The 20863-nt window shown below is 63.1% G+C and carries 20 protein-coding genes and 1 tRNA gene; 13 read left to right on the forward strand and 8 right to left on the reverse strand.

The features are described from left to right. Nucleotides 1–37: 37 nt before the first annotated feature. The 11 genes from ruvB (at nt 38) to BMY90_RS07205 (ending at nt 8393) form a co-directional block, all read left to right on the forward strand. The gene (ruvB, locus tag BMY90_RS07155; protein WP_092702823.1) at nt 38–1078 is read left to right on the forward strand and encodes a Holliday junction branch migration DNA helicase RuvB; all 1041 of its coding nucleotides are present in this window, start codon (nt 38–40) and stop codon (nt 1076–1078) included. A 93-nt stretch (nt 1079–1171) separates the two neighbouring features. Beyond that, complete coding sequence (ybgC, locus tag BMY90_RS07160) at nt 1172–1591, forward strand: tol-pal system-associated acyl-CoA thioesterase (protein WP_092702825.1); 420 nt, start codon at nt 1172–1174, stop codon at nt 1589–1591. Between the two features lie 62 nt (nt 1592–1653). Continuing rightward, complete coding sequence (gene tolQ / locus BMY90_RS07165; protein ID WP_008211294.1) at nt 1654–2340, forward strand: protein TolQ; 687 nt, start codon at nt 1654–1656, stop codon at nt 2338–2340. Between the two features lie 15 nt (nt 2341–2355). Further along, nucleotides 2356–2811, forward strand: coding sequence for a protein TolR (tolR, locus tag BMY90_RS07170; protein ID WP_092702827.1), 456 nt, complete (start codon nt 2356–2358; stop codon nt 2809–2811). Next, nucleotides 2798–3736 (forward strand): cell envelope integrity protein TolA, encoded by a 939-nt coding sequence (gene tolA / locus BMY90_RS07175; RefSeq protein WP_092702829.1) that lies wholly within the window; start codon nt 2798–2800, stop codon nt 3734–3736. The genes tolR and tolA overlap by 14 nt, the downstream gene beginning before the upstream one ends. Before the next feature lie 8 nt (nt 3737–3744). Continuing rightward, on the forward strand, nt 3745–5064 hold the full coding sequence (gene tolB / locus BMY90_RS07180) for a Tol-Pal system beta propeller repeat protein TolB (RefSeq protein ID WP_037099727.1): 1320 nt from the start codon (nt 3745–3747) through the stop codon (nt 5062–5064). A gap of 257 nt (nt 5065–5321) precedes the next feature. Further along, on the forward strand, nt 5322–5831 hold the full coding sequence (gene pal, locus BMY90_RS07185) for a peptidoglycan-associated lipoprotein Pal (protein WP_008211303.1): 510 nt from the start codon (nt 5322–5324) through the stop codon (nt 5829–5831). Nucleotides 5832–5857: 26 nt separating this feature from the next. Next, nucleotides 5858–6682 (forward strand): tol-pal system protein YbgF, encoded by an 825-nt coding sequence (gene ybgF, locus BMY90_RS07190; RefSeq protein WP_245734970.1) that lies wholly within the window; start codon nt 5858–5860, stop codon nt 6680–6682. A 30-nt stretch (nt 6683–6712) separates the two neighbouring features. Further along, nucleotides 6713–7384: a 7-carboxy-7-deazaguanine synthase QueE gene (gene queE, locus BMY90_RS07195; RefSeq protein WP_092703049.1), complete on the forward strand. Its 672-nt coding sequence runs from the start codon at nt 6713–6715 to the stop codon at nt 7382–7384. A gap of 184 nt (nt 7385–7568) precedes the next feature. After that, on the forward strand, nt 7569–8255 hold the full coding sequence (gene queC / locus BMY90_RS07200; RefSeq protein ID WP_092702833.1) for a 7-cyano-7-deazaguanine synthase QueC: 687 nt from the start codon (nt 7569–7571) through the stop codon (nt 8253–8255). A 62-nt stretch (nt 8256–8317) separates the two neighbouring features. Next, nucleotides 8318–8393, forward strand: a tRNA-Lys gene (locus BMY90_RS07205). An 87-nt stretch (nt 8394–8480) separates the two neighbouring features. Here the strand turns inward: BMY90_RS07205 and BMY90_RS07210 are convergent. The 7 genes from BMY90_RS07210 to pilB all read right to left on the reverse strand — a co-directional run bounded on the left by BMY90_RS07210 (nt 8481) and on the right by pilB (nt 16823). Then, nucleotides 8481–9188 (reverse strand): TVP38/TMEM64 family protein, encoded by a 708-nt coding sequence (locus tag BMY90_RS07210; RefSeq protein ID WP_092702835.1) that lies wholly within the window; start codon nt 9186–9188, stop codon nt 8481–8483. Then, entirely contained in the window at nt 9185–9742 is a 558-nt protein-coding gene (locus BMY90_RS07215) for a nucleoside deaminase (RefSeq protein ID WP_092702837.1), read from the reverse strand. Before BMY90_RS07215 ends, BMY90_RS07210 begins: the two co-directional genes overlap by 4 nt. Nucleotides 9743–9752: 10 nt before the next feature. Beyond that, complete coding sequence (locus tag BMY90_RS07220; RefSeq protein WP_092702839.1) at nt 9753–11510, reverse strand: glutamine--tRNA ligase/YqeY domain fusion protein; 1758 nt, start codon at nt 11508–11510, stop codon at nt 9753–9755. Between the two features lie 264 nt (nt 11511–11774). After that, a complete protein-coding gene (gene coaE / locus BMY90_RS07225; protein WP_092702841.1) occupies nt 11775–12392 on the reverse strand; it encodes a dephospho-CoA kinase in 618 nt (205 codons plus the stop codon). Further along, nucleotides 12389–13255, reverse strand: a complete 867-nt coding sequence (locus BMY90_RS07230) for a prepilin peptidase (protein WP_092702843.1) — start codon at nt 13253–13255, stop codon at nt 12389–12391. Before BMY90_RS07230 ends, coaE begins: the two co-directional genes overlap by 4 nt. Before the next feature lie 245 nt (nt 13256–13500). Beyond that, nucleotides 13501–14769 carry a type II secretion system F family protein gene (locus tag BMY90_RS07235; RefSeq protein ID WP_092702845.1) on the reverse strand — a complete coding sequence of 423 codons (1269 nt, stop codon included), beginning with the start codon at nt 14767–14769 and terminating at the stop codon, nt 13501–13503. Between the two features lie 332 nt (nt 14770–15101). Continuing rightward, nucleotides 15102–16823, reverse strand: a complete 1722-nt coding sequence (gene pilB, locus BMY90_RS07240; protein WP_092702847.1) for a type IV-A pilus assembly ATPase PilB — start codon at nt 16821–16823, stop codon at nt 15102–15104. Between the two features lie 656 nt (nt 16824–17479). Between pilB and BMY90_RS07245 the strand changes: the two genes are divergently transcribed. Both BMY90_RS07245 and BMY90_RS07250 read left to right on the forward strand, forming a co-directional pair. Then, the gene (locus BMY90_RS07245) at nt 17480–18334 is read left to right on the forward strand and encodes a glycosyltransferase family 2 protein (RefSeq protein ID WP_092702849.1); all 855 of its coding nucleotides are present in this window, start codon (nt 17480–17482) and stop codon (nt 18332–18334) included. After that, nucleotides 18327–19487, forward strand: coding sequence for a glycosyltransferase family 4 protein (locus BMY90_RS07250; RefSeq protein ID WP_092702851.1), 1161 nt, complete (start codon nt 18327–18329; stop codon nt 19485–19487). Before BMY90_RS07245 ends, BMY90_RS07250 begins: the two co-directional genes overlap by 8 nt. Before the next feature lie 200 nt (nt 19488–19687). Here BMY90_RS07250 and BMY90_RS07255 read toward each other — a convergent pair whose 3' ends face one another. Next, nucleotides 19688–20773: a glycosyltransferase family 4 protein gene (locus BMY90_RS07255; protein WP_092702853.1), complete on the reverse strand. Its 1086-nt coding sequence runs from the start codon at nt 20771–20773 to the stop codon at nt 19688–19690. Nucleotides 20774–20863 lie beyond the last annotated feature (90 nt).

The following is a 20863-nucleotide window of genomic DNA, read 5'->3' on the forward strand; positions in this document are numbered from 1 at the left end:
TTCCCTCACTCCTCGCTCATGGCCTCATAATGGCGCCATGACCGACCACCGCATCATCACGCCGGACACCCAGCTCGACGACGAGGCGCTGGAAGCATCCATCCGTCCGAAGCGGCTGGCCGAATACCTGGGCCAGCAGGCCGTACGCGAGCAGCTGTCGATCTATATCGAGGCGGCGAAGAAACGCGGCGGGGCGCTCGATCACGTGTTGATCTTCGGGCCACCCGGACTGGGCAAGACCACGCTCAGCCACGTCATTGCCAATGAACTGGGCGTCAGCGTGCGCTCCACTTCCGGCCCAGTGCTGGAGCGCGCCGGCGATCTGGCCGCGTTGCTGACCAACCTGGAACCGCACGACGTGCTGTTCGTGGACGAGATCCACCGCCTGTCGCCAGTGGTCGAGGAGGTGCTCTATCCGGCGATGGAGGATTTCCAGATCGACATCATGATCGGCGAGGGCCCGGCCGCGCGCTCGATCAAGCTGGACTTGCCGCCGTTCACCCTGATCGGCGCGACCACCCGTGCCGGCCTGCTCACCGCGCCGCTGCGCGACCGTTTCGGCATCGTGCAGCGGCTGGAGTTCTATTCGACTGACGAACTGGCCGCGATCGTGCGCCGCTCGGCGCGTATCCTCGGCATCGATTGCGCGGCGGAAGGCGCCCAGGAAATCGCCCGTCGCTCGCGTGGTACGCCGCGCATCGCCAACCGCCTGTTGCGTCGGGTCCGTGATTACGCCGAAGTGCGCGCCGACGGCCGCATCACGCTGGAAGCCGCGCGGGCGGCCATGGGCATGTTGAAAGTGGACGCCGAGGGTTTCGACGAGCTGGATCGCCGCCTGCTGGCCATCATCATCGAGAATTTCGACGGCGGCCCGGTCGGCGTGGAGTCGCTGGCCGCCGCGCTCAGCGAGGATCGCGGTACGCTGGAAGACGTGGTCGAGCCGTACCTGATCCAGCAGGGCTTCCTGGTCCGTACCGCGCGGGGCCGCATGGCCAGCGCCAAGGCCTGGCGCCATCTGGGATTGACCCCACCGCCGCGCCAGCCGCAACCCGCCGATTTGTTTGAATCCAAGGAGTGAGTGGAGAGGAGTGAGGAGTGAGAGAAAGACCCTCACGTCGTAGCCTCACTTCTCACTTCTCACTTCTCACTCCTCATCTTTACCGGTTTCGCCATGTCCACCGCCGCCTCCGAAACGCCTTTCACCTGGCCCGTGCGGGTCTACTGGGAAGATACCGATGCCGGCGGCGTGGTCTATCACGCCAGCTACCTGTGCTTCCTGGAGCGGGCCCGCAGCGAGTGGCTGCGCGCCTTGGGCGTGAACCAGATGGCGCTGAAAGAGGCTACCGGACTAGCCTTCATGGTGCGCGAGATGCAGCTGGACTTCCTGCGCGCTGCCCTGCTGGACGATGAACTGCAGGTGACGGTGGAGGTCAAAGAACGGCGCGCTGCCAGTATCCTGTTCGCCCAGACGATCTTTCGGGCCGACGGTACGCCGCTGCTTCGCGCGCAAGTGCGGGTGGCATGCGTGGATGTTCGGCGCATGCAGCCGGTACGCATTCCGGCCGATGCGATCCCCGGGCTCGATCACTAGAACGGTTTTCCGAGTTTCTTTCGGGCCCTCAATTTTTTCTTGCGGCGGAGCACCCTCAGGCAATGAACAGTGGATTGAACATTTTCGCGTTGATCGCGGATTCGAGCTGGCCGGTAAAGCTGGTGCTGCTGGTATTGCTGGTGTTCTCCTTCATGTCGTGGGTCATCATCGTGCGCAAGTACTCGCAGATGAAGGCGGCGATGGAGAATGCCGAGTCGTTCGAGGAGCGTTTCTGGTCGGGCGCCGACCTGGCCCAGCTGTTCCGCGAGGTGAGCAACCGCGGCGCCGACAACGGCGGCATGGAGAACATCTTCGAGTCCGGTTTCCGCGAGTTCGCGCGCCAGCGCCAGCGCCGCACCCCCGATTCGCGACTGGTGATCGAGGGCGCCGAGCGGGCGATGCAGGTCACTGTGACCCGCGAGGTCGGCCTGCTGGAACGCAACCTGGAATTCCTCGCCAACGTCGGTTCGATCAGCCCCTACGTGGGCCTGTTCGGCACGGTGTGGGGCATCATGGGCGCGTTCCAGGGCCTGGGCGAGATCAAGAGCGTGACCATTGCCGTGGTCGCGCCGCACATCTCCGAGGCGCTGATCGCCACCGCCATGGGCCTGTTCGCCGCCATTCCCGCGCAGTGGGCCTACAACCGCTACGCCAACAAGGTGGAGCGCGTGGCTTCGCGTTACGACGTGTTCCAGGAGGAGTTCTCCTCCGTGCTGCAGCGGCAGATCCAGTCCGACGACGCGGCCTGAGCGGGGACGACCACCATGCGTACCCCGCGAACATCGCGGCGCCACAAGCGCTACAAGCTGAAGTCCGAGATCAACGTCGTGCCGTATATCGACGTGATGCTGGTGCTGCTGATCATCTTCATGGTCACCACGCCGATGATCAACGCCAGCGTCGACGTCAACCTGCCGCAGGCCGACGCCAAGGCCCTGCACACCAAGGACGAGCCGGTGATCGTGGAAGTCGATCACGACGGCAATTTCTTCCTGCGCAAGGGCAAGGACGACAAGGAGCCGGTCACGGCCGACCAGCTCAAGGTCGAGATCGGCGCCATCGTGAAGCAGAACCCGGACATCAGCGTACTGGTGGCCGGTGACCAGTCCGGCAAATACAACGGGGTCTACCAGGCCTTGACCGACCTGCAGCAGGCCGGCGTGTCCAAGGTCGGCCTGATGAGCACGCCGGAGTCGGGCAAGCCGAATGCGCGACCGTAGTTCGACTCCGATGGCGGTGGTGGTCTCCACCGTCCTGCATCTGGGCATCGTGGGGTTCCTGTTCCTCGCGATGCTGCCGTGTGCCAGTTATGAAAGTTTCTTCGATGCCCTGCACCTGCCGCGCTGGATGAACCCGATCACCTGTTCCCGGCCGCTGGAGCTGCAGGGCCCGGTGATCGAGGCCACGCTGATGGGGCCGACCGGCAGCCCGCCGCCGAAGGCCAGCAAGGCCAAGCCGATCCCGCATACCGTGCCGCCACCGCCCACGGTGAAGCCGCCGACCCCGCCGCCGACGCCCGCACCCAAGATCAAGACCTTGCCGCCGCCGCCCGAGCATCCGGACGTGAAGGACCAGGAGCGCGTGGTCGAGCAGGGCCTGCAGAAGGCCGAAGAGCAGCGCGTGCAGCAGCAGAAGGAGCGCCAGCGCCAAGCCGAGCTGGACGCCCAGGCGGCCAAGCGCAAGGCCGAGCTGAAGAAGGTGGACGAACTGTTCGCCAAGATGGATGCCGCCTCGCGCCAGACCCATCAGCTGGACAGCAAGGCGCGCCAGGCCAAGCAGCAGCTGGCGGACCTCAAGAACGCCAAGGACAACGGCCAGGCGGACCTGCCGAACGCCGCCCAGCGGCAGAGCGGCACCAACAGCGATCACACCGCGCTGCTGGACCAGTACGGTGCGGCGATTCAGAACGCAGTCACCCCGAACTGGTTACGTCCGGATAACATGCCCAATGTTCCGTGCAAGGTTCATATCGTGCAGTTACCGGGGGGCGAGGTGATGAGTGCTACTGTCGATTCCAGTTGCCCGTATGACGACGTGGGCAGGCGATCGATCGAAAATGCCGTGTTGCGCACCAAGACGCTGCCCTACAAGGGCTTCGAAAGTGTTTTCCGTCGCGACATAACCCTCACTTTCATGCCGCAATAATCAAGCCCATGCATAAACCCAGTTCACTATTTGCCTTCGTCCTGATGGCGGTGGCGGCGCTTCTTGCGGGTCCTGCGGCAGCGCAGTCGCTCAATGTCGATATCGTCGGCGGCCTGAAGACCGCCACGCCGATCGTGGTGGTGCCGTTCGCACAGCCCGCCGGCGCCGCGTTGCCGACCGATGTGGCCGACGTGATGCGCAACGATTTCAACCGCTCCGGCAAGTTCCGCTCGCTGGCCAAGAGCGAGATCGTCGAGCAGCCGACGCAGGGCTCGGAGATCAAGTTCGCCACCTGGCGCCTGCTCAAGCAGGACTACATCGTGGTCGGCCGCATCACCAATGCCGGCGACGGCAAGGTGCAGGTCGAGTACGAACTGTGGGACGTGAACAAGCAGCAAAGCCTGCTGCACCAGCAGATGCCGCCGGCTCCGGTGGGTGACCTGCGCAGCGTGGCGCACCAGATCGCCGACCAGATCTACCAGAAGATCACCGGCGTGCGCGGCGCCTTCTGGACGCGCATCGCCTACATCACGGCAGTCGGGCTGGGCAATCACACGACCTATTCGCTGATCGTGGCCGATTCGGATGGCTACAACCCCCAGGTGGTGGCCCGCTCGCACGAAGCGCTGCTGACCCCGCGCTGGTCGCCCGACGGCAACAAGATCGCCTACGTGTCCTTCGAAAGCGGCAATTCGGCGATCTACGTGCAGGACATCACCACCGGTGCACGCACCCTGGTATCCGGCCGCGCCAAGGGCATCAATGGCGCGCCGGCGTGGTCGCCGGATGGCACCAAACTGGCCATGTCGCTTTCCTACGTGGGCAATCCCGAGATCTTCGTGATGAACCTGGCCAACCACCAGGAAACCCGCCTGACCCATAATCTTGCGATCGACACCGAGCCGGTGTGGTCGCCGGACGGCCAGAGCATCTACTTCACCTCCGACCGTTCCGGCCGGCCGCAGATCTACAAGATGCCGGCGACCGGTGGCACGCCCACCCGGGTCACCTTCCAGGGCCAGAGCAACTACGATTGCGATGTCAGCTACGACGGCAAGCAGATCGCCATGGTGCAGGCCAACGGGAACGTGTATCGTATTGCGATAATGGACCAGAGTCTGGGCGGCCAGATCCGCTACATCTCGCCTGGTCCGCTGGACGAATCACCGAGTTTCGCGCCGAATGCAAGCATGCTGCTGTATGCCTCCAGCGAAGGCAATCATGGTGTGCTCTACGCCGTTTCGGACGACGGCATGGTCAGGCAGCGTCTCGTGCTTTCCGATGGCGACGTGCGCGAACCGGCCTGGGGACCATACCGGACGCATTGAATCAGGCTCGGTGACAGCGGTTGCAAGCTGTCGCCGGGTGACCTAAGGAGGGGCCCGAGGCCGTTCAAAGCGTCCCCGGTTGTCGGGCCACGGCGGTTTCGTCGTGGCCGGTCGTGCAGGTTGTGGCAAGACATCGCGCGATCTGCACAGTTAAAGGTGTCAAAATAAAACAACAGCCGGACCACCGGCGATGGTTGTCCCGTAACCGCAATCGTCATCGACTGTCGGATCTCAAACCCGTTTGAAGGAACGTCACCATGAATAAGACCGTTCGCGTCGCTCTGGTCGCCCTGCTTTGCGTTGGCGCGGCCGCATGTGCCAAGAAGCAGGAAGTCAAGCCGCAAGCACCTGCTCCCGAGCAGACTGCCCAGGCTCCGGCTCCCCAGAGCAATGGCAAGTACACCCCTGCCGATCTCAATACCGATGCCTGCCTGCGTCAGCGCGTCGTGTATTTCGATTTCGACAAGTCCGAGATCAAGCCGGAATTCCAGCAGATCATGGCGTGCCACGCCAAGTACCTGCAGGATCGCCCGACCGCTCGCATGCGCCTTGAAGGCAACACCGACGAGCGTGGCACCCGCGAGTACAACTTGGGCCTCGGCGAGCGTCGCGGCAATGCCGTGGGCAGCGCCCTGGAAGCCAATGGCGCGTCGTCCAGCCAGATCAACGTGATCAGCTACGGCAAGGAAAAGCCCGTGTGCCGCGAGCACAACGAGGATTGCTGGAGCAAGAACCGTCGCGTCGAGATCGTCTACACGGCTGAGTAATGAAGCAAATACTGGCTAAACGTTTCATGGCCAGGATCGGCACGGCGGGCGCGATAGCGTCCGCCGTGCTGTTTGTCGGGCCGCTCCATGCACAGAACTCGCCGCTGAGCCTCGCCGACCGGGTCGCCCGGCTTGAGCAGCAGGCGCAGAATCGCGACCAGAGCGGCACCAGCCTGGTCAATCGCCTGCAGCAGATGCAATCGCAGATGCAGCAGATGCAAGGCCAGATCGAGGAACTGCAGCATCAGTTGCAGGATCTCCAGGATAAGGGCAAGGCGCAATACGTGGATCTGGACTCCCGCATCGGGCGTCTTGAGCATGCGAGCGCCTCGCCAAACCCGGCGGGCCAACCCGCCCATGCTGCGTCGACCGGAGGAGCCGCTGCCGCGGCTACTGCCAGCCCGCCGCCCGCGGCGGGCAGCGCTTCCGCGGCCAGCCAAGGTACGCCCGCACCCACGCCCGCCAACGCCACCATGCAGGCCGCCTACGGCGCCGCATTCAAATCGTTGCGTGGCGGCGACTACGTGGCCGCTTCGCGCGGTTTCCGCGATTACATCCAGAAATACCCGGATACCTCGCTGACCCCGAATGCCTTCTACTGGCTGGGCGAGTCGTACTACGTCACCCAGAACTATCCGGTGGCACTGGAAGCGTTCCAGCACCTGCTGGCGCAATTCCCGGACAGCGAAAAGGCGCCCGATGCGCGGCTCAAGCTCGGCTATACCCAGCTTGAGCTCAAGCAGCATGCCGCGGCCGAGGCCACGCTGAAATCGGTCGTCGCCAAATACCCGGGCACCAAGGCCGCCAGCCTGGCCCAGGAACGCCTGCGTCGCCTCGACCAGGCGCATTGAGGGTCGGTCATGGTCGGTAGCAGTGAAACCATGGCGCCCGAGGCGCCGACATCCGCCGTGGGCGAACGCCTGCGCATCACCGAGATCTTCCACTCGATCCAGGGCGAGGCCGATGCGATCGGCTGGCGCACCGTGTTCGTGCGCCTTACCGGTTGCCCGTTGCGTTGTGTGTGGTGCGATACCGAATATGCCTTCCATGGCGGTGGCTGGCGCGATATCGACGACATCCTCGTCGAAGTGGCTTCGCACGGTGCGCCGCGTGTCTGCGTCACCGGCGGCGAGCCATTGGCGCAGAAACGCTGCCTGATCCTGCTGCAGCGCCTGTGCGACGCGGGCTACCGGGTGTCGCTGGAAACCTCCGGCGCGCTGGATGTTTCCGCCGTCGACCCGCGCGTGCACAAGGTGATGGACCTGAAGGCCCCCGATTCCGGCGAAAGCGCGCGCAACCTGTGGTCGAACCTTGAGCACCTGCTGCCGCACGACCAGGTGAAGGTGGTGATTGCCAGCCGCGCCGACTACGAGTGGGCGCGCGGCGTCGTTGCCGAACACGCGCTGGATCGTCGCTGCATGGTGCTGTTCTCGCCGGTCTGGGGCAAAGTGCAACCGCGCGAGCTGGCCGAATGGATCATCGAAGACAAGCTGCCCGTGCGCTTCCAGTTGCAGTTGCACAAGCTGCTGTGGGATGACGCGGCGGGGCATTGATGTTCTTCTCCTCCCCCTGCTTGCAGGGGGAGGTCGGGAGGGGGTAAAGCTTTTCCCGACCGGAAAGCACCCCTCCCCAACCCTCCCCTGCGAGCAGGGGAGGGAGCCTGACGCGCTGCGGCCTGTGTCGCCGCATGCGCTTTCCCGGCCGGTGACCGGCCGTACTGCAAGTGGATGCAAAATCATGTCTGAAACCACGCCTCGCAAGGCCGTCGTGCTCGTCTCCGGCGGCATGGACTCGGCCGTCGTCATCGCCATTGCGCGCGAACAGGGCTATCAGGTGCACGCGCTCAGCGTGGCCTATGGCCAACGCCACAGTTCCGAGCTGGAAGCCTCCGAGCGCGTCGCGCACCTGCTGGGCGCGGTCGAGCACAAGGTGGTGCAGGTGGACCTGCGCAGCATCGGCGGCTCGGCGCTTACCGCCGACATCGACGTGCCGCTGGATGCCGCCGGCCAGAGCGAGATTCCGGTGACCTATGTGCCGGCGCGCAACACCATCATGTTGTCCATCGCGCTGGGCTGGGCCGAAGTGCTGGGTTCAGCCGAGATCTGGTGCGGCGTCAACGCCGTGGATTATTCCGGTTATCCCGACTGCCGGCCGGCCTTCATCGAGGCCTTCGAAAAGCTCGCCAACCTCGCCACCAAGGCCGGCGTGGAAGGTGCGGGTATCCGTATCCGTGCACCGCTGATGGCGATGAGCAAGGCCGACATCGCACGCGAAGGCGCGCGGCTTGGCGTCGACTTCGCGCAGACCGTGAGTTGCTACCAGGCCGACGCGCAAGGCCGTGCCTGCGGTCATTGCGATGCCTGCCGCTTGCGCGCGCAGGGCTTCAGTGAAGCGGGCCTTGTCGATCCGACGCGCTACGTCTGAACATGTCCTGGCTTGTGCCATCGGCGCGCAACCCATAAAATCACCGGCTTGCCTTGATGCAAGGGCCGTTAGCTCAGTTGGTAGAGCAGTAGACTTTTAATCTATTGGTCCCGAGTTCGAGTCTCGGACGGCCCACCAAGACCTCACCCGCATGGTGCAAACCCTGCGGGTTTTTTATGGGCGCGACATGCGCTTTCTGCGCACGTGCGGGTACTGCGTCGTGATTCAGTGGTGCGTCGAGCGCCAACGGCGGGCGATATATTCGATCAGCAGCGGCAGCAGGGCGAGCAGGGCGATGGCAGCCAGCGGCCACAGCACATCGCTGTGCATCAGCATGTGCGGGCCGATTCGCTCGCCCTGGCTCAGCGCCTTGCCCAGCCCGGCACCGATCGAGGTTTCGAAGACCAGCATGGTGGTGCCGCCGAGCCAGGTGGCGCCGAGGAACAGCCATAGCCGACAGCGCAGCCACGCCAGGCTCACCGTCACCAGACCGAATGGCACCACCGGCACGAAGCGCAGGAACAGCGTGTAGCTGACCGGGTGGCGTTCGAAGCCGTGGTGCAGTTTCGCGACGATGGCCGGGGGGTGTTTGCTGCCGCTGCCGAAGGCGTAACGGCTGGCCAGATAGAGGATCAGTGACCCCATGGTCAGCCCCACCGAGGAGGTCAGGGTGCCGTCGACCACGCCAAAGGCGAAGCCACCGGCAAGGATCACCACGATGGTGCCCGGAACACCGGTGGCCGTGGCCAGGGTCAAGACGCCGACATAGACCAGTCGGCTCAGCCAGGGGTGTTCGATGATCTGCGTGTGCAGCTCGCGCTGATGGGCCACCAGATGTTCAGGATGCAGGCGCGCGAACGCCCCGGAGGCGAACAACACGATGCCGGCCAGTATCAGCAGCAGCAGCGGCAGCGCGGCGCGCAGGCGCTTCAATAGGGGGTTCCGCTGGCGCCGTATTCGGCCAGGACGGCGCGTGCCTCGTCGCGCAGGATGTCGCGACGCACCGCGATGCCGCGGCGCTCCAGTTCGCCGATCCAGTCTGCCGGCAGCGGACCTTCGTCGAACTCGGTGAGCTCTTCCACATCCTCTGAACGGGCGCCGATCAGCAACGCATCGACGCCGGCCCACACGGTGGCGCCATAGCACTGGCAACACGGCTGGGCGCTGGTGGCGAGGGTGTAGTGGCCGCCCTGTTCGTTGAGGCGGAAGCTGGACAACCGCTGCTGGGCGGCCATGTAGGCGAGCATTTCGGCATGCGCCACGGAACAGGTTTGCGGTACCACCCGGTTCGACGCGGCGGCGATCAGGCGGCCGTGTTCGTCGAACACCGCAGCCCCGAACGGGCCGCCGCTGCCATGGGCGATATTGCGCCGCGACAGCTCGATCGCCAACCCCACGCGCTCTTCGTCGGTGAGGTAGCGCTTGCGGGTGTCGGCCACCTCGCCGATCCAGGGTGGCAGGGTGAGATGGATCTGGGTCGGCAGCATCGACATCGCGTTACGCCCCGGCCTGTTTCGCCCAGGTGTCACGCAAGGTCACGATGCGATTGAACACCGGCGCGTCGGGGCGATGGTCGACGCGGTCGGCCACGAAGTAACCGATGCGCTCGAACTGGAAACGCTGCTCTGCTGCGGCGCCGGCGGCGGCCGGCTCCAGCCAGCCACGCGTGATGCGCTTGGCCTCGGGGTTGATGTGCGCCGTCCACGGTTGGCCGTCGCTCTCGTCGTCCGGTGCGGGTACGCTGAACAGGCGGTCGTACAGGCGCACTTCGGTGTCCACGGCGTGCTTCGCGCTGACCCAGTGGATGGTGCCCTTCACCTTGCGGTCGGCGCCGGGAAGGCCGTGGCGCGATTCCGGGTCCAGAGTGACGTGCAGCTCGGTGACGTGACCGTCGGCGTCCTTGATCACCTCTTCGCATTTCACGATGCCCACGCCGCGCAGGCGTACTTCGCCCCCCGGGATCAGGCGCTTGAAGCCCTTGGGCGGCACTTCCGCGAAATCCTCGCGCTCGATCCACACCTGTGGAGAGAACGGCACGTCGCGGGTGCCGAAGCTTTCATCCTTGGGATGGTTGGCGAAGGCCAGCGTTTCCTCGTGGTCGGCGGGCAGGTTGGTGACGACCAGCTTGAGCGGGTCGAGCACGGCCATGCGGCGAGGCGAGGTGGCGTCCAGGTCTTCGCGGATGCAGCCTTCGAGCACGGCGTAATCGATCACGCTGTTCTGCTTGGAGATGCCGACGCGCTCGATCAACAGGCGCAGGCCGGCCGGCGTGAAGCCGCGCCGACGCAGACCGCGCAAGGTGTTCATGCGCGGATCGTCCCAGCCGTCCACGTGCCCCTCGTTCACCAGTTGGGCCAGCTTGCGCTTGCTGGTGATGCAGTAGCTGAGATTGAGCCGCGAGAACTCGATCTGGCGCGGCTTGGCCGGCGTGGTCGGCAGGCCGGCGTCGATCAGCGGCTGCCACAGTTCGGGATGGTTCGGCAGGTCCACCTTGTCCACGCACCAGTCGTACAGCGGGCGATGGTCCTCGAACTCCAGTGTGCACAACGAATGGGTAATGCCTTCCAGTGCGTCGGACAGCGCATGGGCGAAGTCGTACATCGGATAGATCGGCCACGCATCGCCGGTGTTCTGGTGGGTCACCTTGCGGATGCGATAGAGTGCTGGGTCGCGCAGGTTGATGTTGCCGGCGGCCATGTCGATCTTCGCGCGCAGCGTCTTGCTGCCGTCGTCGAACTCGCCGGCGCGCATGCGTCGGAACAGGTCGAGATTCTCAGCTACCGAGCGGTCGCGGAACGGCGAATTGCGACCCGGCTCGGTGAGCGTGCCGCGATACGCGCGTACCTGTTCGGCATCGAGGTCGTCGACATAGGCCACGCCGTCCTCGATCAGCTTCACCGCAGCGCGATAGAACACCTCGAAGTAATCCGAGGCGTGGCGCAGCTCGTGCCAGTCGTAGCCCAGCCAGCGCACGTCTTCCTTGATGCCTTCGACGAACTCGGGGTTTTCCTTGCCCGGATTGGTGTCGTCCAGGCGCAGGTTGCACCAGCCACCGAACTCGCGCGCGATGCCAAAGCTCAGGCAGATCGCCTTGGCGTGGCCGATGTGCAGGTAGCCATTCGGCTCGGGCGGAAAGCGAGTACGGATGGCCGCCTGCCTGCCGCTGGCCAGGTCGTCGCGGACAATCTGGCGGACAAAGTCGCGCGGCTCGGCGGTGGCGTCGGCGGCGGGCTTGGCGGCGGAATCAGTGGACATCGGGAATTTGGCTGCACGTGAAGACTGAAGAATCGCAAGTTTACCCTGTCGCTGCGGGTTTCCGAAGGCGGGGACGAGGCCGGGGTACGAAGCCGAAGTTTTGGCTCCTCCCCCTGCAAGCAGGGGGAGGTTGGGAGGGGGTAGACGGGCTTGCCGCGAGGTTGGGTGACCCCTCCCCAACCCTCCCCTGCTCGCAGGGGAGGGAGCAGGGCGGCGGTGCGCTTTGTCTTCTCCAGCACGTATGAAGAGGGGCGAGCGTTTGCGTCAGTTACCCGTCGTCAGCGCCAGATAGCGCTCGTGCAAGGCCGCCACCTGTGCATCCAGCATGACTGGGTCACCACTGTTGTCGATCACGTCGTCGGCCACGGCCAATCGCTGTTCGCGGGTGGCCTGGTTGGCGAGGATGCGGCGGGCGAGGGTTTCGTCGATATCGTCGCGTGCCATCAGGCGCCGGATCTGGGTGGTTTCGTCCACGTCCACCAGCAGCACCCGATCAGTCCAGCGGTAATGGCCGATATGCTCGGCCAGCAACGGGATCGCCAGCATGCAATAGGGGCCGGTGTCGGCCAGTGCGCGTTGCTGCAGCCACAACCGCACGCGCGGGTGGACGATGCTTTCCAGGGTGTGGCGTGCCTCGCGGTCGGCGAAGATGCGCTGGCGCATCGCCGGGCGATCCAGTCGGCCATCCGCGCCGATGACCTCGTGGCCAAATGCCTCGACGATTTGCGCCAGGCCGTTCGTGCCCGGTTCGATCACTTCGCGAGCCGCCTGGTCGGCATCGTAGACGCAGATGCCATGGGCCCTGAAGCGCTGTTCCACTGTGCTCTTGCCCGCAGCAATGCCGCCAGTGAGGGCGATGACGGGACGACGCGTGGCGTTCATCGCAAGCCGGTGAGATGCATGTAGGCGTGCAGCAGTTGCGGCCCGGCGATAAACCAGACCCAGCCAGCGGCGGCAATGAACGGGCCGAACGGCATGGGGATCTCGCGCTCGTGCTTGCGCAGCGCGATCAGGCTGCCGCCGACCAGTGCGCCGATCAGCGACGACAGCAGGATGACGGGCAGCAAGGCCAGCGGTCCCATCCACGCACCCAGCGCCGCCAGCAGCTTGAAGTCGCCGTGACCCATCCCTTCCTTGCCAGTGAGCAGCTTGAACAGCCAGTACACGCTCCACAGGCTGAGGTAGCCGATCGCCGCGCCGATGATGGCCGAAGGCGCGGCCACGAACATCGGCAGCAAGGCCAGCAGCAGGCCCAGCCAGAGTAGCGGGAAGGTGATCTGGTCCGGCAGCAACTGGGTACGGAAATCGATCCCGGCCAGCGCGATCAGCGCCCAGGTAAACACCAGCCCGGCCAGCGCGGTCCAGGTGGGGCCGAACTTCCACACCACGATGGCGCTGAGCACGCCGCCCAGCAGTTCCACCAAGGGGTATTGAATCGAGATGCGCGTCTTGCAGTAGCGGCAGCGCCCACGCAGCAGCAACCAGCCGAACAACGGGATATTGTCCAGCGCCGACAGCGGATGCTTGCAATGCGGGCAATGCGACGGTTCGCGCACGATGCCCGGTGGCAGTGGCGTCGCATCCTCGTCGTCGCCGCCCAGCTCCAGCACGTCGCGGGCGTCGCGACGCCATTCGGCTGCCATGCGCTCGGGCAGGCGCAAAATCACCACGTTGAGGAAGCTGCCGACCAGCAGGCCGAGGATGCCGGCGAAGATGATCCAGACGGTAAGGGGCAGGTCGGGCATGCGGGAGCGCGTGGTGAGGTCGAAGAAGAGTCTAGCCGGAGATGCTGGGCTGCGAAGCCGGCGCCTCCCCTTCTTGCAGCAATGCCCCAAACTTTGGCGACACGGTTCAGAGCTCGTCATTCCAGCGAACGCTGGAATCCAGTGTCTTGAACAGTCCAGAGCCTGACGTCACTGGATCCCAGCGTTCGCTGGGATGACGCTTCTGTGAAGTTCGGAGTATTGGTGCAAGAAGGGGGGGCGCGTACTCAGAACGTACCCGCCAGCTTGAAGATGGGCAGGTACAACGCGATTACCATGCCGCCAACGATGGTGCCCAACACCACCATGATGATCGGTTCCAGCAGGGTCGACAGCGTATCGACGGCATTGCTGACCTCTTCCTCATAGAACTCGGCGACCTTGAACAGCATGTTGTCCAGCGCGCCCGACTCCTCGCCAATCGAGGTCATCTGCACCACCATGTTGGGGAACAGTCCGGTCTGGCGCATCGCCAATTGCAACTGATGGCCCACCGCGATGTCGTCACGCATCTGCTTCACCGCGTCGCCATAAACCACACTGCCAGTGGCGCCAGCCACGGCGTCCATCGCTTCGACCAGTGGCACGCCTGCCCTGAAGGTTACGCCGAGCGTGCGCGAGAAGCGCGCGACCGCCGAGTTGCGCACGATGTCGCCCATGACCGGCATCTTCAGTGCAACCCGATCCATGAAGTGAGCGAATTTTGGCGAGCGTTTCTTGCCGATGACCACCGCGGCGATGCCGCCGCCAATGACGCCGATGACGATGTACCAGCAGCTCTGCATGAAATGCGAGGCATCGACCAGAAACTGGGTCGGCGCTGGCAGCGAGGCACCGGCGCTCTGGAATGTCTGGGCAAACACCGGGACCACATATAACAGCATGATCAGGATGACGATGAACACCACGGCCAACACCATCATCGGGTAGAACAAGGCCTTCTTGATCTTCTTCTTGATTGCCTCGGTGCGCTCCTTGTAGGTGGCCACGGTATCGAGCACCGTATCCAGCACACCGGCCGATTCGCCTGCGCGCACCAGGTTGCGGTACAACTCATCGAACTGCACCGGGTAACGCCCCAGCGATTCATGCAGCGATTGGCCGCCTTCGATACCCTGCTTCACATCGTTGAGGATGTTCTTGAAACGCGGGTTCTTCTGGCCATCGGCGATGATGTCGAAGGCCTGGATCATCGGCACGCCGGAGGCCATCATCGTGGCGATCTGGCGGCTGAAGATGGCGACGTCACCGGGCTTGACCGTGCTGCCGGTGGAGCCGAACAGTGGCTTGGACTTCTCGCGCACGGTCTGCGGGTTCATGCCCTGGCGGCGCAGCTCGGCCTTCACCAGCGAGGCGTTCTTCGCCGGCATCGTGCCTTTCATGCGCTTGCCGCGCTTGTCCAGCGCGACCCAGTCGTACGGAGTCAGTTGGCTGACCTGGGCGCGTTGGGCGCCGACGGCGTGAGCGTTTTTTGCGGTAGCGGTAGCCGTGGCCATGCGCTTGTTCCCCCCCAGTGATCCGATCCGGCCCAGTCTTGATTGTCCGACGGGCAGGGCAAATGACAGCTTACGTTACAACCTGGCTTGGTTTCGTGCCCCTGAACGCAAGTTCAGTACGATCCCTGTCTCAGTTTGGCGATCCGTGGCCTTTATCGCTTTTCAATTTGATGCGAGCTTCCTCGTTGCCACCCAGGACGAGGAGCCCACGGGAAACCCGGCGAGGCCATGTAGGAGCGCACCTTGTGCGCGAAAAACGCTCATCTGAACCTCTGTGCTGAATCTTCGCGCACAGGGTGCGCTCCTACGCTCGATCGGGCGTCGTGTATCCGTCAATCCTTGGTTACCCGGTCGATCTCGGCCAGGCTGGTCATGCCGTCTTTCACTTTCTTGAGAGCTGATGCGCGCAAGTCGTTGATACCGGCCTTGCGCGCCACTTCGGAAATCTGCAGGGCGTTGCCGCCTTGCAGGATGATCTTCTGGATATCCTCCAGCATCGGCATCACCTGGTAGATGCCCACGCGGCCCTTGTAACCCTCATTGCATTCCTCGCAGCCGACCGCCTCGTAGATGGTAAGGCCGGCATCGATGTCTGCCTGGGTGAAGCCTGCATCCAGCAGCACCTGCGGTGGCAGTTGCATCGGCTTCTTGCAGCTATGCAGACGCCGGGCCAGGCGCTGGGCAATGATCAGGGTGACCGACGAGGTGATGTTGTACGGCGCGATACCCATGTTCATCAGGCGGGCGATGGTCTGCGCGGCATCGTTGGTGTGCAACGTGGACAGCACCATGTGGCCGGTCTGGGCTGCCTTGATCGCGATCTCGGCGGTTTCCAGGTCGCGGATTTCGCCGACCATGATCACGTCCGGGTCCTGGCGCAGGAACGAACGCAGGGCGGCGGCAAAGGTCATGCCGCGCTTCACGTTCTGCTGTACCTGGTTGATGCCTTCGACACGGATTTCCACCGGGTCTTCCACGGTGGAGATGTTGCGTTCGTCGGTGTTGAGGATATTCAACGCGGTGTACAGCGACACCGTCTTGCCCGAGCCGGTGGGGCCGGTGACCAGCACCATGCCGTAGGGCTTGGCGATGGCATCGAGATAAAGCTTCTTCTGGTCTTCCTCATAGCCCAGCTTGTCGATGCCGAGCTTGGCCGAGGAGCTGTCCAGGATACGCAGCACCAGCTTCTCGCCGAACAACGTAGGCAGCGAGCTGACGCGGAAGTCCATCGAGCGATTTTTGCCCAGGTTGAGCTTGATGCGCCCGTCCTGCGGTACGCGGCGCTCGGCGATATCGAGACCGGCCATCACCTTCAGCCGCGAGGAAATGCGGTTGGCCAGCTTCATCGGCGGGCTGGCCACGGCGCGCAGCATGCCGTCCATGCGCAGGCGCACGCGATACTGGGTCTCGAACGGTTCGAAGTGGATGTCCGAGGCACCGCGGCGGATGGCATCCACCAGGATCTTGTTGACGAACTTCACCACCGGCGCTTCGTCACCGGTGGCGTCAACACCTGTGGTCGATTCGGCGTCTTCGTCGCCTGCTTCCAGTGCCAGTTCGTCGAGCTCGTCACTGCCCATGTCGGGCATGACGTTGTTCATCGTGCTGATCGCGCTTTCGATCACGCGATTGAGCTGGCTGCGCTCGACCAGGATCGGCTCCACCATGCAATTGGAGTGGAACTTGATCTCGTCCAGGGCGTGCAACTGCATCGGGTCGGCAATGCCCACGTACAGACGCTTGCCACGCTTGAGCAGCGGCAGCGCGTGATGCTTGCTGAGCAAGGCCTCGCTGATCAGGTTCAGCGGCATGTTGGCCGGCGGAATGGCCGTGATGTCCAGCATCGGCATACCGAACTCGACTGACGCCAGTCGGGTCAGCACCATGCTGTCGACCAAGCCATGGTCCAGCAACCAGTTGGTCAGCGTGACCTTTTTCTGGCTGGAATCGGCTACGGCCTGGCGCACCTCGTTTTCCGGCATCATGCCTTCGGTCACCAGCCGTCTGGCCATGCCTGACAGGCCTACCAGCGTTGGTTGTACTTGCGACGACATGATGAAAGTGACCCAGCCCCCTGAATTATGGGGAAATCTACCGCACATTCCCTCCACAAGCCATGGGCGGCACGTTCCAGGTGCGACCTGCCGCACATACCAGTACATACTGGCAGTTGCTGTGTGGACCCGTCGTGCAGACGGAGATGCCTCATGGGTGCTTCGGAGGATATTTGGTCCTTGGATGGCCGCTCTTGTGTGGTCGTGTACCTGTGATTCCGGCGCAGGCCGGAGGTGCCTTTCAACAGGCGATTGCTTGGCCATCCGGTGCCCTTGCGGCATTCGGAGACTCAAAAACGCCAAGATGACGACTTTTCGAGATCTGATTGGCGACGAAACCCGGCCACGGATGCCGTTCACGCTGAGCGTAGCTTGCGATAGCCAGCGAAGTCGAAGCGCCCCTCTCGAAGTTACTCATCTCGAGGTTACTCACTGATTTCCTCGCTCCCCAACGCCGTGGCCATTCATGGCCGCTTCCCGTGTGTGGTCCAACGGACCCACGCTCAGAGTGAACAAGCTGGAGCTCAGCTGAGCTTCGTCGCTAACCAGGTTTCGATATCCCGCATCGAGTCGGCGACTTCCCGAATCTGCCACCCCCTTCCGTTCACAAGACGCCTGCCGCGTTATGATCACCGTTCTCATGGGGGAGTCACCGTTTGAGCCGTCTCAGCATCATTCTGCCTGCCAAAAACGAGGCCCAGGCGCTGGCCGACCTGCTGCCGCGCCTGCGCGAAGCCCAGCCAGAGGCCGAAATCATAGTGATCGACGATGGCTCCACGGACGACACCCGTGTGGTCTGTGCCACGGCTGGCGTGGAATGCCTGTCATCTCCATACTCCATGGGCAATGGCGCGGCGATCAAGCGCGGCGCACGCGCCGCCAGCGGCGATATTCTGGTGTTCATGGACGGTGATGGACAACACGATCCCGCCGATGTCGCCCACCTGCTGGCCAAGCTGGACGAAGGCTACGACATGGTCGTCGGCGCCCGCGATTGGGGTAGCCAGGCCGGTGTTGGTCGTGGTGTCGCCAACACCCTCTACAACTGGCTGGCCAGCCGTATGACCGGCCATCCTGTACTCGATTTGACTTCGGGCTTCCGTGCCGTGCGCGCGGGCAAGTTCCGCGAGTTCATCCACCTGTTGCCCAACGGCTTCAGCTACCCCACCACCAGCACCATGGCGTTTTTCCGTAGCGCCTATCCAGTGGCTTATCTGCCGATCAAAGCGGCGCAACGGGTAGGCAAGAGCCATATCCGGCCGTTGCGCGATGGTGTGCGGTTTTTGTTGATCATCTTCAAGATCGCGACGTTGTATTCGCCGTTGAAGTTGTTTGTGCCGGCGGCTGTGCTGTTCTTCTTGTTGGGCTGTGTCAACTACGCGTGGACCTTCATACACGAGGGTCGCCTCACCAACATGAGTACGTTGCTATGGAGCGCGGCCGTGATTGTATTCCTGATCGGGTTGGTGTCTGAGCAGATCACAGCATTGACGTATCGGCGCGATGCGTGACAACAACGACCCACGTCCGCTGGCGTTGCTGGTCACGCGCAATTTTCCACCGTTGCTCGGTGGCATGGAAAAGGTTAACCAGCACGTGCTGGGAGCATTGCAACTGGCTTGGCGAACGGCTCTATGTGGGCCGAGCGGATGCGCGGAGTATGTGACGTCACATACTAAAGTAATGCAGAGCAGGGTAAAGCCGCTGTCACTGTTTCTGGCCATAACTCTGTGGCGTGCGTTTTTTTTAGCTTTGCGACGAAAACCCGAGTGGGTCATTGCCGGCAGTGGCCTAACGGCACCAATCGCCTGGCTGGCAGCGCGATGTTCCGGGGGCAGGGGGGCCGTCTACCTGCATGGGCTCGATATCGTGGCGCCGAGCCACGTGTACCAATGGTTGTGGCTACCCTTCATCCGGCACTGCGACCTTGTCTTGGTGAACAGTGCAAACACAGCCAACCTGGCGCAGAGTCGTGGCGTGCGACCGGGAGCCACGCATGTACTGCATCCAGGCGTCGATCTTCCTGCAATCGATACTGAAGCCGCTCGCGACTTTCGCTTGCGTCAAGGGTTTGGGCAACGCCCACTGCTGCTTTCGGTTGGCCGGTTGACCCAACGCAAAGGGCTGGTTGAATTCGTCACGAAAGCACTGCCGGCGATAGCTGCGCGGTATCCCGACGTGCTACTGGTAGTGATCGGAGACGAAGCCAGCGATGCACTGCACGCGCGGGCCGGCTCGGAACGCGAACGTATTTTCGCTGCGGCACGAATGGCGGGTGTCGAACAAAATCTACGGTTCCTTGGTCGCTGCGATGAACCCACCCTCAGCGCCGCCTACCAAGCCGTCGACGTGCACATCTTTCCCGTGCTTGAGTTGCCAGGCGATGTCGAGGGTTTCGGTATGGTCGCGCTGGAATCCGCGGCGCACGGACTACCTACCGTTGCCTTTGCGGTGGGTGGCGTTCCTGATGCAGTGCTTGACGGGCAAACCGGCACACTGGTCGAGCCCGGCAACTATGTCGTGCTGGCGGAGAGTGTGATTCGGCAACTTGCCCACCCGCGCAAGAGTGCGGTAATTGACGCTTGTCGCGAGTTTGCTGCCGGCAAGGCTTGGCCTGTCTTTGGTGAGCGCCTGCGCAGCCTGTTGGATTTGCACCATGTCTGACACATCAAGTTCACACTTGCTCCGTGAGAGCAGGATGCTGCCAGCGCCGGAGAGTGCCAGCCACACGCCGTGCGAGACTTATCATCGCGGCGTTTCAAGGGTTTGAAGATTGAACGCCTGCGATCCATTGCCAATCGTGTGCTGCACAAGGTGCCTGACATTGTATTCACGCCATTGTGAGGCATCATTCCGACGCGGATCTACCGGTTTTGGCGAATAACGGACCTCAGGAGATAGTCGAGGCGCTCCGCCTGCATAGCCCAAGTCGTGCGAGGACCATATTCTGCACGGGGCACAGCGAGAAGATCGAGCACGCGTTGTGAAAACATGCTGGCGTCACCGATAGGGACAAGGTGTTCAGGTCGATTGCCAAGCATCCAGCGCACCGGATCCGTGGCGGTGGCCACTACTGGTACGCCACATGCCATTGCCTCGCACAACTTCGCTGGGTAGCTGTAGCGCCCAAAGCTGGTGTCTGCCGTGACGACACAGGCAATGTCGAGTGCGTTGATCAAAGTTGGCAGGGCATCGTCCGAGACATAGCCTGAGGCGATCACGCCCTGCTCGCGCAACGCATAATCTGGTGGGCGGCCACTGAGAACCATCCTCAAGGTTGGCTGCACCTTGCGTGCGCGTCGAAACGCATCCAGCAACATCGACGTGCCACGATTGTGCGCCCAGCTTCCGATGTATCCGATGAGCGGCACATGCTGCGGCAAGTTGAGCAGGTCACGACATTGAGATTTGTCCCTTGGCACAAATTCCGGATCGGCAGCCATTGACAAAACCTCAACGTCATGCCCGCCGCGACGATGAGACTGCAAGCGTTGCGCCAACTGTGGCCCGGCAGAAGTAACCAGGTCCGCCACCCGGATGGCACGTCGCCACAGCCAATGCATTGGAAGATTCCACGGCATGTACGCTTCGTAGTTGTCATAGGCGTCAATGGCCAAAGAGACATTTAGCTTTTTTGCCAAACGATAGGCAAGCCAGCCCGCCCAGCTATCAGATAGGCCGATGATCAAATCTGGAGAGAACTTTCTGGTTTCCTGGGTGAGCAATCGGTCCAGGAATAGTGGGCCGCGTCGACGTATGTCATGGCTGACCCAAGCAACGTCATCCATAACGCGATGCTCTGATACATGATTCTGGTGACTGACCAATAACACGGTCACTTCGTGGCCGAGTTTCGCCAATTCACGGGGTAGGTAATGAAATCGCCCATAGGGGCGATCCAGCAGATCGCGATTCTGTGGACACCGTTTGCATACGAAGATCAGGCGCATCAGGTGATCCTTGCCTGTGAAGGAGACGTAAGTGTTGGCCTGAGCGACGCCAGAGTGTCATGCAGCATCGAAGTTGTCCGGTGGCATTCT

It is taken from the genome of Rhodanobacter glycinis (assembly GCF_900114325.1).
GTDB lineage: Bacteria > Pseudomonadota > Gammaproteobacteria > Xanthomonadales > Rhodanobacteraceae > Rhodanobacter_A > Rhodanobacter_A glycinis.

Bases quoted from the DNA above. Each gene is read 5' to 3' on its own strand.
- ruvB (WP_092702823.1), top strand. From the start codon at position 38: ATGACCGACCACCGCATCATCACGCCGGACACCCAGCTCGACGACGAG.
- ybgC (WP_092702825.1), top strand. From the start codon at position 1,172: ATGTCCACCGCCGCCTCCGAAACGCCTTTCACCTGGCCCGTGCGGGTC.
- tolQ (WP_008211294.1), top strand. From the start codon at position 1,654: ATGAACAGTGGATTGAACATTTTCGCGTTGATCGCGGATTCGAGCTGG.
- tolR (WP_092702827.1), top strand. From the start codon at position 2,356: ATGCGTACCCCGCGAACATCGCGGCGCCACAAGCGCTACAAGCTGAAG.
- tolA (WP_092702829.1), top strand. From the start codon at position 2,798: ATGCGCGACCGTAGTTCGACTCCGATGGCGGTGGTGGTCTCCACCGTC.
- tolB (WP_037099727.1), top strand. From the start codon at position 3,745: ATGCATAAACCCAGTTCACTATTTGCCTTCGTCCTGATGGCGGTGGCG.
- pal (WP_008211303.1), top strand. From the start codon at position 5,322: ATGAATAAGACCGTTCGCGTCGCTCTGGTCGCCCTGCTTTGCGTTGGC.
- ybgF (WP_245734970.1), top strand. From the start codon at position 5,858: ATGGCCAGGATCGGCACGGCGGGCGCGATAGCGTCCGCCGTGCTGTTT.
- queE (WP_092703049.1), top strand. From the start codon at position 6,713: ATGGCGCCCGAGGCGCCGACATCCGCCGTGGGCGAACGCCTGCGCATC.
- queC (WP_092702833.1), top strand. From the start codon at position 7,569: ATGTCTGAAACCACGCCTCGCAAGGCCGTCGTGCTCGTCTCCGGCGGC.
- BMY90_RS07215 (WP_092702837.1), bottom strand. From the start codon at position 9,742: ATGCTGCCGACCCAGATCCATCTCACCCTGCCACCCTGGATCGGCGAG.
- BMY90_RS07220 (WP_092702839.1), bottom strand. From the start codon at position 11,510: ATGTCCACTGATTCCGCCGCCAAGCCCGCCGCCGACGCCACCGCCGAG.
- coaE (WP_092702841.1), bottom strand. From the start codon at position 12,392: ATGAACGCCACGCGTCGTCCCGTCATCGCCCTCACTGGCGGCATTGCT.
- BMY90_RS07230 (WP_092702843.1), bottom strand. From the start codon at position 13,255: ATGCCCGACCTGCCCCTTACCGTCTGGATCATCTTCGCCGGCATCCTC.
- BMY90_RS07235 (WP_092702845.1), bottom strand. From the start codon at position 14,769: ATGGCCACGGCTACCGCTACCGCAAAAAACGCTCACGCCGTCGGCGCC.
- pilB (WP_092702847.1), bottom strand. From the start codon at position 16,823: ATGTCGTCGCAAGTACAACCAACGCTGGTAGGCCTGTCAGGCATGGCC.
- BMY90_RS07250 (WP_092702851.1), top strand. From the start codon at position 18,327: ATGCGTGACAACAACGACCCACGTCCGCTGGCGTTGCTGGTCACGCGC.
- BMY90_RS07255 (WP_092702853.1), bottom strand. From the start codon at position 20,773: ATGCGCCTGATCTTCGTATGCAAACGGTGTCCACAGAATCGCGATCTG.